Consider the following 12,000-nt stretch of genomic DNA (forward strand, 5'->3'; position numbering starts at 1 on the left):
TCCTCCCCCTACGATAATCGAAAACCCCGGGGGCCCCGGCCCTTGAAGGACGGGTCCCCCGGGTGGTCACACAGCCTATCCAAGCAGTTTGAGCACCGACTGCGGGGCCATGTTGGCTTGGGCCAGCATGACGGTGCCCGCCTGGACAAGGATCTGGTTCTTGGTGAAGAGCATCATCTCTTGCGCCATGTCCACGTCGCGGACGCGGGACTCGGCGGCGGTCAGGTTTTCCGACGCTACGCCGAGGTTGGCGATGGTGTGCTCCAGACGGTTCTGGATGGCGCCGAGTTTGGCGCGTTGCACCGACACCTCGTCGATAGCGCACTGTATACGGCCGATTGCAGAGTTTGCTTTGACCTGAGTGGTCACGCAAACGGCATTAATACCGCTTACGCCTAACGAAGCAGCCTTCATGCCTGCGATTGAGAAGCTAAGGTTCTGGCCGGAGTTGGCGCCGATCTGGATGACCTTGCCGTTCAGCGTTCCGTTAAGCAGTTTCTGGGTGTTGAACTCCGTATTGTTCGCAATGCGGTCGATCTCGGTTAAGAGCTGGGTTACTTCCGTCTGAATCTGCTGCCTGTCGGCGGTGGTGTTGGTATCGTTGGCCGCCTGCACAGCCAGCTCGCGCATCCGCTGCAGGATGCTGTGCGATTCGTTAAGGGCGCCCTCAGCGGTCTGGAGGAGCGAGATGCCGTCCTGCGCGTTGCGGACCGCCTGGTTCAGACCCCTGATCTGTCCGCGCATTTTTTCCGATATGGCAAGACCGGCGGCGTCATCGGCGGCGCGGTTGATCCGCATGCCGGAAGACAGCTTCTCAAGGGATTTGCCGAGTGCGTTGTTGGTCTGGCCTAAACCTCTCCATGCGTTAAGCGCCATTATATTATGGTTGATAATCATGTTGTCCGCTCCCTCCTCTCTTATGTTTTAGAAAGGCTAACCAAGCAGTTTGAGCACCGACTGCGGGGCCATGTTAGCCTGGGCCAGCATGACGGTGCCCGCCTGGACAAGGATCTGGTTCTTGGTGAAGAGCATCATCTCTTGCGCCATGTCCACGTCGCGGACGCGGGACTCGGCCGCCGTAAGGTTTTCAGACGCCACACCGAGGTTGGCGATGGTATGCTCCAGACGGTTCTGGACGGCGCCGAGTTTGGCGCGTTCTGTGGATACCTTGTTGATGGCGCTCTGTACCAGGGTGATCGCATGGTTCGCGCTCCCCTGAGCGGAAACGTTAAGGCCGCTGACTCCGAGAGCGCCTGCTTTCATGGTCGCTATCGTAATAGAAAGGTTCTGCCCCGAGTTGGCGCCGATATGGATAAGTTTCGAGTCCAGGGTCCCGTCCAGGATCTTCTGGGTGTTGAATTCGGTGTTAGCGCCGATACGGTTGACTTCATTAATAAGCTGATTCACTTCCTGCTGTATCTGCGACCGGTCGGCGCTGGTGTTGGTATCGTTGGCCGACTGCACGGCAAGCTCGCGCATCCGCTGCAAGATGCTGTGTGATTCGTTCAGGGCGCCCTCAGCCGTCTGCAGGAGCGAGATGCCGTCCTGCGCGTTGCGGACCGCCTGGCTCAGACCCCGGATCTGGCCGCGCATCTTTTCGGAGATGGCCAGACCGGCGGCGTCGTCGGCGGCGCGGTTGATGCGCATGCCGGACGACAGCTTTTCAAGCGATTTGCCGAGCGCGCTGTCGGTTTGGCCCAACCCCCGCCAGGCGTTAAGCGCCATTATGTTGTGATTGATAATCATGGTTTGGTTTTCCCCCTTTCTTAATAATTACAGAGGTAGCTGTGAGGGTGCCGGCCAAGTCGCGCTTGCCTCTCCGTCGGTCGCCCGGCGACGAGCGCGGCCTAGGCGTTCACTCTCACCGATTTATCCAAGCAGCTTAAGCACCGACTGCGGGGCCATGTTGGCCTGGGCCAGCATGACGGTGCCCGCCTGTACAAGGATCTGGTTCTTGGTGAACAGCATCATTTCTTGCGCCATGTCCACGTCGCGGACGCGGGACTCGGCCGCCGTCAAGTTCTCCGACGCCACGCCGAGGTTGGCGATGGTGTGCTCCAAACGGTTCTGGATGGCGCCGAGTTTCGCACGTTGCGAGGAGACATCGTCAATGGCGGATTGTACTATTCTGATAGCACTGTTTGCTTTAACCTGTGTCGAAACGCTGACGGTTCTCAACGCGCTTGTCGTACCCAGGGCGGTAGCCGTCATCGTGGCGATGGTGATGGAAAGGTTCTGACCCGAATTCGCCCCGATTTGGATCAGTTTTGCTGACATGGTACCGTTCAGCAGCTTCTGGGTGTTGAACTCGGTATTGCTGCCGATGCGGTTTATTTCGGTCAGAAGCTGGTTGACTTCCTGCTGTATCTGCGACCGGTCGGCGGCGGTGTTCGTATCATTTGCCGACTGCACGGCCAGCTCGCGCATACGCTGCAGGATGCTGTGCGTTTCGTTCAGGGCGCCTTCAGCCGTCTGCAGGAGCGAGATGCCGTCCTGCGCGTTGCGCGTTGCCTGGTCAAGACCGCGGATCTGTCCGCGCATCTTCTCGGAGATGGCCAGCCCGGCGGCGTCGTCGGCGGCGCGGTTGATGCGCATGCCCGAGGACAGCTTCTCGAGCGACTTGCCGAGCGCGCTGTCGGTTTGGCCCAACCCCCGCCAGGCATTAAGCGCCATTATGTTGTGGTTGATGATCATGGTTTTGTCTTCCTCCTTTCCTGTGCTTAAATTAATAATTAGGTGGTTATGAGAGTGCTTTCCATGCCTTTTCCCCTTCCGGCGACCGACCGGCGGAACAAAGGCCAACACAGGTGCTCTCACTGTGTTATTCGGCTACGTTCGCGCTACGTTTATAGGACTTTAAGCCTAAACTTTGAGCTGTAAAGCGCAATTGCAGATTTCATAAAACTGTATAAGCCCATCCTTAAGCAGAAATTTCCACGGTTGTTGCAGGAAATTTGCAGAAGTATGTCGAAACAAATTCGATACGTCTGTACAGTTTTTATTAAGGGGATTAAATAATGAAGTTGAAGGTATTGGTCACCGGCGCGGCCGGCTTTATTGGTTCCCACCTGGTTGAGGAGCTTGTAAAATCGGGACATGAGGTGAAAGCCTTCGTGCGATATAACGCCCGTAGCGACTGGGGCTGGCTGCAGGCAACCTCGTGCTTGAAAGATGTTTCGGTTTTCGCGGGCGACATCCGTGATTATGACGCCGTGAAAGAGGCGGCGCGCGGGGTGGATACGGTGTTCCATCTTGCGGCGCTGATCGGTATTCCTTACTCCTACGTTTCACCGCTCGCCTATATTAAAACGAATGTGGAAGGAACCTACAACGTTCTTCAGGCCGCCCGGGAGGAAGGGCTTAAGCGGGTGATGCACACCTCCACCTCGGAGGTTTACGGGACCGCCCGGTATGCTCCCATCGACGAGGAACACCCTTTACAGGCACAGTCGCCTTACGCCGCCTCCAAGATCGGCGCCGACCAACTGGCCTTGAGTTTTTACCGATCCTTCGGCCTGCCTGTGACGGTGGTCAGGCCCTTTAACACTTTCGGACCCAGACAATCGGCGCGCGCCGTTATTCCCACCGTAATAACCCAACTCCTGCAGGGAAAAGAGGTTTTGCGGCTGGGAAACCTTAGCCCGACGCGAGATTTTAATTATGTCCGGGACACCGTTTCCGGGATGATAAAAGTTGGTCTTTCGGATCACACGACCGGGCAGGTGGTTAATGTGGGGAGCGGCCGCGAGACTTCCCTGATGGAAGTTGTAGAGCTCGTTAAAAAGATAACGGGCGCGGACGCAACCGTGGAGCAGGAAGAAACAAGGAAAAGGCCTCCGAACAGCGAGGTTGAACGTCTGGTCTGCGACAACCGCAGGGCGCAGGAAATCACGGGATGGGCGCCACGGTACTCGCTGGAGGAAGGACTTCGGGAAACTATCTCCTGGTTCAGGGAGAACCTTCATTTGTATAAAACGGATTTGTACAATATTTAGTCCTCAGTCGACAGTCCTCAGTCCCTAGTCTGAAACGGAAAGTCCGACGTCGAAAGGTAGAAGTCTGAAGTTAAAAGTCTAAAGTCCCGAGTTATTAATAAGAGAAGGAAGAGTAAGAGCAGATGACAGGTGAGGACTTAGAGGCATGGAAGAAAGCACGGGAGTTAGCGAGGATCATCTATCAAATTACGTCAGCCGGCGAGTTTTCGCATGACTTTAGTCTAAGAGATCAGATAAGGCGTGCTGCTATATCTGTCATGTCAAACATAGCTGAGGGTTTTGAGTGCAAGGGAGACAAGGAGTTCCGACATTTCCTTTCCATTGCCAAGGGGTCAGCGGCTGAAGTAAAAGCCCAGATTTATATCGCCAAAGATGCGGAACTGATCAGCGAAACACAATTTGCAGATTTATATGAATTAACGTCGGAAGTTGGGCGACTTACCAGCGGAATGATAAAGTATCTTACTAAGCCCAAAGAGTCCTAACTTAGTGCCGCCCCATCAACTGATATAGGACATAGGACTCAGGACTTAGGACTTGACGAGCAAGCCATGACCCATTAGCCAAGACGGAGGAGTTATGACCGACTCAGCCATCCGGATTCCGCTGGACGCGCCGAATATCGGCGAACTTGAGAAGGAATACGTGATGCGCGCGCTCGACAGCGGGTATGTTTCTTCGGTGGGCCCGCTGATAACCGAGTTTGAAGAGCGTTTTCGCGCCTATACCGGGGCGCGGCATGCCGTCGCTACGGTAAACGGAACATCGGCCATCCACCTGGCGCTCCGGCTTCTGGGAGTCGGCCCGGGCGACGAGGTTATCGTGCCTGCGCTGACCTTCATTTCCACGGTGAACCCAGTGGTTTATGTGGGGGCTACGCCCGTCGTGGTCGACGTAGACCCCCGGACATGGAACATTGACGTTTCCGGATTGGAGCGGGCGATAACCACCCGCACCCGCGCCGTAATCCTCGTTCATTTATACGGGAACCCGGTGGATATGACCGGCGTAATGAAAGTGGCGCGCAGGCACGGTTTGCGCGTGATCGAAGACGCCGCCGAAGCGCTCGGCGCTACCTTTGAAGGGTGTCACGTCGGCACCTTCGGCGACGTGGGCGTGTTCAGCTTTAACGGGAACAAGGTAATCACCACCGGCGGCGGCGGCATGCTGGTCACCGGCGATCCCGGCATTGCCGAGCGGGCACGCCTGCTGGTCAACCAGGGGCGCGCGGCGGGGATTATTGAGTACGAGCACCGGGAAATCGGCTACAACTACAGGTTGACTAACCTGCAGGCGGCTTTAGGCCTCGCACAGTTGGAGCGCCTGCCGGAGTTTTTGGCGGCCAAGCGTCTTAATGCTGCGGTTTACCGGGAGCTTCTCCGGGGGCAACCGGGATTGGAGCGGCAGCACGAGGTGAAAGACGCAGAAAGCAACTGGTGGCTCTTTTCCGTATTAATCGATCCGGAACGGTTTGGGGAGGGCAGGATATCCACAGCGGAGAGACTTAGAGCCTCGGGGGTTCAGGTCCGCCCGCTTTTTATGCCCATTCACCGCCAGCCGCCGTATATAGAGTATGCCTGTACAGGATGCCCGGTGGCCGAATCCCTGCACGAAAGAGGGCTTAATCTGCCGAGCGCCAGTTTTTTAAAGGAGGAGGATGTTCGTGAGACATGCCGACTCTTACTGTCAAGGTGAGGTTGGATGAACCTGCCGCAAATCGTGATTATCGGCGCGGGCGGGCATGCCGCGATGGTAACGGACATTATATTGAAAGCCGGTAAATACTCGTTGGCCGGCTATACCGCGCCTGGAAGTCCCCCGCCTGCGTCCCGTCTGAGGTTCAGGTATCTTGGAAACGACGACGTTTTGCCCACACTGCGGCGGCAGGGTGTTAAAATGGCCGCTTTGGGAGTGGGGGGAGTGGGAGACAACAAGCCGCGGCGCCGGATGTACGAGCATATCCACAGCCTGGGGTTTTCCTTCCCTCCTCTGATTCATCCGTCCGCTGTGGTGGCCGATGACCTTACCGTGGAAGGCTTGATTATCGCACCGGGCGCCGTGGTCAATCCGCGGGTTGAGCTCGGTGTGAATACAATTATCAATTCCGCCGCGGTGGTGGAACACAACTGCGTGGTCGGCGAACACGTGCATGTGGCGCCGGGCGCGGTGCTGTGCGGCGGCGTTCGCGTCGGCGGCCTTGCCCATGTGGGCGCCGGAGCGGTCGTCATCCAGGGGGTAGCCCTGGGCGAAGGCGCGGTGGTGGGCGCCGGGGCGGTAGTGCTCCACGACGTCAACCCCTGGACCGTGGTCGCGGGGAACCCGGCAAGGTTTATTAAGTCTCTGAGGGAAGTGTTTTAAATGCGCCGGGTAATGGTCTTTTCCGCCTCGCGCGCCGAGTACGGACTCTTAAAGCCCATTTTACGGGGTATTACGACCTCATCGCGGTTGAAGTTGGACCTGGTTATCGGCGGCGCCCATCTTGCTCCCGGTCACGGCTGCACAAAGCGGGAGATAATGAACGACGCCCTGCCGATCACTTTTTGTATAAACGGCGCTCAGGCTTCGGACAGTCCCGGCGCCATCGTTGAATTCGTCGGGCGGGGAATAACGGAGATTGCTGCTTATTTCGCCGCGCAACCGCCGGATATCGTCGTTATCCTGGGGGACCGTTACGAGCTGTTGATCCCCCTTGCCGGGGCGCTCGTCAACCGTATTCCCGTAGCGCACCTCTGCGGGGGCGAGACGACGGAAGGAGCTCTTGACGAACAGGTGCGCCACGCCGCGACGAAGATGGCCCACCTCCACTTTCCCAGCACCTTTCAGTACGCCAGGTGTTTGCGGCGGATGGGTGAAGAGGCGTGGCGGATCAACGTTGTGGGTGCACCCGGTGTAGAAAATATAATTAAGGAAGAAATGATGACGCCTGAAGAACTGGATGCGGCTTTCGGCATTGATGTCACCCGACGGACGCTTTTGATCACTTATCACCCGGAAACCTTGACGCGGGATGGGGATCCCGAAAAAGAGGCCGCCGCGCTGACCGCCGCATTGAAAGAATTCCTGGATTATCAGCAGGTCATTACCTACCCCGGAATGGAAGTGGGCTGCCGGGGAGTGATTAAGGCCTGGGAGAGCTATGTTGAAAAGAATCCAAACGCCCGACTATACAAAAGTCTGGGTTCACGCGGTTACCTGGGGGTCATGAGGGAAGCCGCCGCGGTGGTGGGCAACTCGTCGAGCGGCATCATCGAGGCCCCTTCGCTTAAGATCCCGACCGTAAATATTGGGGACAGGCAGAAAGGCCGGGTGCGGGCCGAAAGTGTGATCGATGTGCCCTGCATTAAGGCGGAGATCGTTGCGGGGCTGCAAAAGGCCCTGTACGACGCGGAATTCCGTCGCTCTTTGGAAAATGTGAACAATCCCTATGACCCTTACGGCGACGGGAATGTAGGCGGACGGGTGGTTTCCGTGCTGGAGTCGGTTCCGCTTGACCGGCGTTTGCTTGAGAAAAAGCTGGATTTTCCGACCGAACAAGAGTTGCTCAATCTGCCGTGATAATGAGCCAGTTCCGACACGGACAAGCCGGAACCAAACTACTTTACCACAGAGGCACAGAGTTCACAGAGAACAAAAATATTAGATCAACCAAAAATAAGTCCCATTTTCCGTCTTTTCCCTTTGTGTGCTGGTATCTCTGTGGTTGATTCTTCTTACATTTTGCGTACTTCTTGGCGTCAAAGTCTCTGACGGAACGCTTTAAGCGTGGGTATTGCCAGCCGCGCGCAAGCTCTCTTGATGCTAATAATTATCAAGCCGGTTTGGGCCAAAGAATGTTCCCGTTTTTTTCAACGAACCGGTATCATGTTTTTACCGTGCGGTTCGATTATTAATTTAAACCCGACGGTGATAACTGAATCAGAGTAGCTTAATCAATAATGCGGGGGTGCATTAATGAGGATTTTACTGGTTGTTTACGACAATGACTCCTATATCAGTTGGTTTCCGCAAGGGATGGCGTACATAGCAGCCGTGCTTAAGAAAGATGGATACGATGTAGAGATTTATAACCAGGACAAGTTTCATTACCCTGACGAACACTTAACTGACTACTTAAGTCAAAACAAGTTCGATATAATCGGCGTCAGTGTCATAGCAGGATACTATCAGTATCGAAAGCTGCTCAAAATCGCCGGCGCTATAAACCATGCCAAAAACAGGCCGTTTTTTATCATAGGCGGACATGGTCCCTCCCCCGAACCCAAGTATTTTCTTAGAAAGACCCAGGCGGACGCGATCGTTATCGGCGAAGGCGAACTAACCGTTGTGGAACTGTTGGAAGCGGTTGCGAACCACAGGCCCCTGTCCAGGGTTAAGGGCATAGCCTTCCGTGACGGCGCAAAAGTGACGGTTAACGAGCGACGTCCGCTGATTAAGGACATCGACAGTGTTCCGTTTCCTGCCTATGACTTGTTCCCGATCGATTATTACAGGCTTCTGAGGGCGCCCAACGCGACAAAGAGGGATTTTGTCATGCCGATGCTGTCCGGCCGTGGGTGCAAGTTCCGGTGCAACTTCTGTTACCGGCTGGACAAGGGGTTCAGGCCTCGGAGCAACGAGAGTATCATCGAAGAAGTCAAATTATTAAAGGAAAGATACGGAATAACCTACATTAATTTTTCGGACGAGCTTTTAATGTCGTCCGAAGGCAGAACCGTCAGCCTTTGCAATGATTTTATAAAAGCAAATCTGGATATCAAGTGGTGCTGCAACGGGAGATTGAATTTTGCCAAACCGGACGTTCTCGCCTTGATGAAAAAGGCCGGATGCGTCTTCATTAACTACGGGATTGAATCTATGGACGACCAGGCTCTGAAAAATATGAATAAGGCATTGACAACTAAACTGATCATTAAGGGAATCGAAGAAACGTTGGCTTCGGGGATCAGTCCCGGTCTCAATATAATCTTCGGCAACATCGGCGAAAATAAGGAGACGCTTCAAAAAGACGTCGAGTTCTTGTTGAAATACGACGACCAGGCGCAAATGCGGACCATCCGTCCCGTCACGCCGTATCCCGGTTCGCCGCTTTATTATTACGCCATCGAAAAAGGCCTGCTCAAGGACTGCGAGGATTTTTACGAAAACAAGCATTTGAATTCCGACCTTCTTGCGGTGAATTTCACCGACATGTCCGACGAAGAATTCCACCGCGCTCTTTTTGAAGCAAACAGCATCTTGATTAAGAATTATTTTGAAAAGGAACATCGTTCCGTGATCGCACAAGCGAGAAAACTGTACCTGGATAATAATGCTGCTTTCAGGGGCTTCCGTCAGACCTAGCCGCTGCAGCAGTTTCTCAGGGGGTAGTGAGGTGTGGCTCTTAAACAAGGGGTTTTCGTTATCGCCGAGGCCGGGGTAAACCATAACGGCAACCTTGAAACCGCAAAACGGTTGGTTGACGCCGCCTTGCACGCCGGCGCAGACGCCGTGAAATTCCAGACCTTCGTCCCGGAAGAGTTGGCGGCAAAAAGCGCCGGGATTGCGGGTTATCAACAGGCAAACATGCCGGCCTCCCGAGAGACCCAGCTCGAGATGATTAAACGTCTCGCGTTAAGGTTCGAGGATTTTAGCTGTTTGAAAACATATTGCGATCAAACGGGTATTATGTTTTTGTCCACTCCGTTCGATAACTTAAGCATAGACCTTCTCGATACCTTGGGCGTTCCGGTCTTCAAGATTGCCTCCGGCGAACTCGTGAACCATCCTTTCTTGAGGTACGCCGCCGCCAAAGAGAAGCCGCTGATCCTGTCCACCGGCATGGCCACCCTCGGTGAGGTCGAGGAGGCGTTAGGGGTAATAAGGTCCGCCTGCAATACTGCGCCGGTGACGTTTTTGCATTGCACATCCGACTACCCGGCCCTGTTCGAAGACGTGAACCTTAAAGCGATGGTTATGCTTCGGCAGGTTTTCGGTGTCCCGGTCGGTTATTCGGATCACACGCCCGGCATTGAAGTTGCAGTAGCCGCGGTGGCTTTAGGGGCATCTGTGATTGAAAAGCACTTCACCTTAGACCGGCGGATGGAGGGACCGGACCACCGGGCTTCACTTGAGCCGGAAGAACTGGCGGCGATGATCCGGGCGATCCGCAACGTCGAGAAAGCGCTGGGAGACGGGCGGAAAAGGCCCACTTCCCGTGAGCTGGAAACCTCGAAGGTTGCAAGACGCAGCCTGGTCGCCGCCCGCGGAATCAAGGCCGGAGAGATAATCACGGCGGATAAAATAGCTGTCAAAAGGCCCGGTACGGGCATTCCGCCTAAAATGCTGGAGATCGTCGCCGGCCGGCGGGCCCGGGTCGACATTCCAGCCGATACGGTTATCACCTGGGAGATGGTTTAGACAGTTGCGTGTTTTGAGTTGCGCGTTGCGAGTTTTTAATAAACCAAGTAGGGAGTAGGAGATTCAGTTGTGAGTTGGAGGCAGTGATGGCACAGATTACAAGATTTGAGGATATAGAAGCATGGAAGAAAGCTCGTGAATTAACGAAGGCAATCTACGAGATAACTTCAGTGGGCAAGTTTGCCGGGGATTTTGGTCTTCGGAACCAAATCCGAAGTGCTGCCATATCCATTATGTCAAATATTGCGGAAGGATTTGAGCGTAATAGGAACAGTGAATTCCGTTATTTTCTTTCCGTTGCTAAGGAATCGGTTGGTGAAGTGAAAGCCCAAATCTACGTTGCGATGGATGCTGGATTAATTAATGAAGCACAATTTGAACAGCTATATAAATCAGCTACGGAAACCGGGCAACTCATTGGTGGTTTTATAAAATATCTTAACCAATTGAAAATCAAAAGTCCGAAATCAAAGCCAATGCCTAACCCGTAACCCGCAACCCGTAACCCGCAACTCGGAACTAAATGAAGGGGGTGCGAGCGAATGGAGCGCCCTGAACTGCTTAACGGAGTCACAGTACTGCCGGATGAACCGATCGTACGCGCGCTCGAAAAAATGGACCGCGCCGCACGGCAAATCTTGCTGGTGGCCGATGGCGAGGGGGTTTTGCTGGGTACCGTCACCGACGGTGATGTACGCCGGGCGCTGCTCGATGGCGTAAACCTCCGGGAACCTGTCGCTCTGATAATGAACCGGCAGCCCAAAGTGCTTCCTTCAGGCACCTCCCTGGAAGTCGTACGTAAGCTGATGACGGAGCACGGCATCCGGCATATTCCTCTCGTCGACAAGCGGGGCCGGCTGGTCAACCTTCTGATGTGGCAGGACCTGTTCCTTTCCAAGGTGGAGGCGCGGCCGGAGAACGTGGTGATAATGGCTGGCGGGAAGGGAACAAGACTTGATCCTTTTACCAAAATCCTGCCCAAACCGATGATCCCTTTACGGGACAAGCCCATTATCGAGGTAATCATGGAACGCTTCAACCGGCAGGGATTCGGCGAGTTCGTTCTCTGCCTCGGATACAAAGCCGAGATCATCCGACTGTATTTCAACGGCAACGGCCGTTCCTACAACGTCAGTTACGTGCAGGAAGAGGAACCCCTGGGAACAGCCGGCGCCCTCTCCCTTTTAACCGAACGTTTCAAGGATACGTTTCTGCTGACCAACTGTGACATTATCGTGGAAATGGACTACAACCAGCTGCTTGAATATCACCGGGAGGGTCAGTACGCTCTGACGATTGTGGGAGCGCTGAAAGAGTTTATAGTTCCTTACGGTGTGATGCACACGGAAGAGAACCACTTCTGGATCGAGGAGAAACCTAATTTTCACTTCCTTGTCAATACCGGGCTGTACGTGTTGGAACCTTCGTTGTTGCAACTGATCGAGAAGAACAAGGCGGTGGACATGCCCGATCTTATCACCGCGGCCCAGAAAGGCGGATTCCGTGTGGGCATCTACCCGCACCACGGAAAATGGTTCGATGTCGGGCAGTGGGAAGAATACCAGCAGACCCTTAAACTTTTCGAAAGCATGGAGCTAACGGTATAAGC

General features: G+C 54.6%; 12 protein-coding genes. 9 read left to right on the forward strand and 3 right to left on the reverse strand.

From position 1 onward, the window contains the following. Positions 1-75 precede the first annotated feature (75 nt). The 3 genes from AB1500_00335 to AB1500_00345 form a co-directional block, all read right to left on the reverse strand. Positions 76-897 (reverse strand): flagellin, encoded by an 822-nt coding sequence (locus AB1500_00335; GenBank protein MEW6181614.1) that lies wholly within the window; start codon positions 895-897, stop codon positions 76-78. Between the two features lie 36 nt (positions 898-933). Beyond that, on the reverse strand, positions 934-1,746 hold the full coding sequence (locus tag AB1500_00340; GenBank protein MEW6181615.1) for a flagellin: 813 nt from the start codon (positions 1,744-1,746) through the stop codon (positions 934-936). A gap of 123 nt (positions 1,747-1,869) precedes the next feature. Continuing rightward, a complete protein-coding gene (locus AB1500_00345) occupies positions 1,870-2,694 on the reverse strand; it encodes a flagellin (GenBank protein ID MEW6181616.1) in 825 nt (274 codons plus the stop codon). A 323-nt stretch (positions 2,695-3,017) separates the two neighbouring features. Between AB1500_00345 and AB1500_00350 the strand changes: the two genes are divergently transcribed. The 9 genes from AB1500_00350 (at position 3,018) to AB1500_00390 (ending at position 11,998) form a co-directional block, all read left to right on the forward strand. Further along, entirely contained in the window at positions 3,018-3,995 is a 978-nt protein-coding gene (locus AB1500_00350) for an NAD-dependent 4,6-dehydratase LegB (protein ID MEW6181617.1), read from the forward strand. Positions 3,996-4,117: 122 nt separating this feature from the next. Then, positions 4,118-4,480: a four helix bundle protein gene (locus AB1500_00355; GenBank protein MEW6181618.1), complete on the forward strand. Its 363-nt coding sequence runs from the start codon at positions 4,118-4,120 to the stop codon at positions 4,478-4,480. Positions 4,481-4,574: 94 nt separating this feature from the next. Next, complete coding sequence (locus AB1500_00360) at positions 4,575-5,690, forward strand: LegC family aminotransferase (GenBank protein MEW6181619.1); 1,116 nt, start codon at positions 4,575-4,577, stop codon at positions 5,688-5,690. A 6-nt stretch (positions 5,691-5,696) separates the two neighbouring features. Further along, a complete protein-coding gene (locus AB1500_00365; protein ID MEW6181620.1) occupies positions 5,697-6,353 on the forward strand; it encodes a NeuD/PglB/VioB family sugar acetyltransferase in 657 nt (218 codons plus the stop codon). Beyond that, positions 6,354-7,550: a UDP-N-acetylglucosamine 2-epimerase gene (gene neuC, locus AB1500_00370; protein MEW6181621.1), complete on the forward strand. Its 1,197-nt coding sequence runs from the start codon at positions 6,354-6,356 to the stop codon at positions 7,548-7,550. 396 nt (positions 7,551-7,946) lie between these two features. Continuing rightward, complete coding sequence (locus AB1500_00375; protein MEW6181622.1) at positions 7,947-9,335, forward strand: radical SAM protein; 1,389 nt, start codon at positions 7,947-7,949, stop codon at positions 9,333-9,335. Between the two features lie 33 nt (positions 9,336-9,368). Then, positions 9,369-10,391, forward strand: coding sequence for an N-acetylneuraminate synthase (neuB, locus tag AB1500_00380; protein MEW6181623.1), 1,023 nt, complete (start codon positions 9,369-9,371; stop codon positions 10,389-10,391). Between the two features lie 86 nt (positions 10,392-10,477). After that, complete coding sequence (locus AB1500_00385) at positions 10,478-10,882, forward strand: four helix bundle protein (GenBank protein ID MEW6181624.1); 405 nt, start codon at positions 10,478-10,480, stop codon at positions 10,880-10,882. 51 nt (positions 10,883-10,933) lie between these two features. Further along, positions 10,934-11,998 carry a nucleotidyltransferase family protein gene (locus AB1500_00390; GenBank protein MEW6181625.1) on the forward strand — a complete coding sequence of 355 codons (1,065 nt, stop codon included), beginning with the start codon at positions 10,934-10,936 and terminating at the stop codon, positions 11,996-11,998. Positions 11,999-12,000: the final 2 nt, after the last annotated feature.

The organism is Bacillota bacterium (assembly GCA_040755295.1).
In the GTDB taxonomy this organism is placed as follows: domain Bacteria; phylum Bacillota; class Desulfotomaculia; order Desulfotomaculales; family Ammonificaceae; genus SURF-55.

Bases quoted from the DNA above. Each gene is read 5' to 3' on its own strand.
- AB1500_00335 (MEW6181614.1), bottom strand. From the start codon at position 897: ATGATTATCAACCATAATATAATGGCGCTTAACGCATGGAGAGGTTTA.
- AB1500_00340 (MEW6181615.1), bottom strand. From the start codon at position 1,746: ATGATTATCAATCACAACATAATGGCGCTTAACGCCTGGCGGGGGTTG.
- AB1500_00345 (MEW6181616.1), bottom strand. From the start codon at position 2,694: ATGATCATCAACCACAACATAATGGCGCTTAATGCCTGGCGGGGGTTG.
- AB1500_00350 (MEW6181617.1), top strand. From the start codon at position 3,018: ATGAAGTTGAAGGTATTGGTCACCGGCGCGGCCGGCTTTATTGGTTCC.
- AB1500_00355 (MEW6181618.1), top strand. From the start codon at position 4,118: ATGACAGGTGAGGACTTAGAGGCATGGAAGAAAGCACGGGAGTTAGCG.
- AB1500_00360 (MEW6181619.1), top strand. From the start codon at position 4,575: ATGACCGACTCAGCCATCCGGATTCCGCTGGACGCGCCGAATATCGGC.
- AB1500_00365 (MEW6181620.1), top strand. From the start codon at position 5,697: ATGAACCTGCCGCAAATCGTGATTATCGGCGCGGGCGGGCATGCCGCG.
- neuC (MEW6181621.1), top strand. From the start codon at position 6,354: ATGCGCCGGGTAATGGTCTTTTCCGCCTCGCGCGCCGAGTACGGACTC.
- AB1500_00375 (MEW6181622.1), top strand. From the start codon at position 7,947: ATGAGGATTTTACTGGTTGTTTACGACAATGACTCCTATATCAGTTGG.
- AB1500_00385 (MEW6181624.1), top strand. From the start codon at position 10,478: ATGGCACAGATTACAAGATTTGAGGATATAGAAGCATGGAAGAAAGCT.
- AB1500_00390 (MEW6181625.1), top strand. From the start codon at position 10,934: ATGGAGCGCCCTGAACTGCTTAACGGAGTCACAGTACTGCCGGATGAA.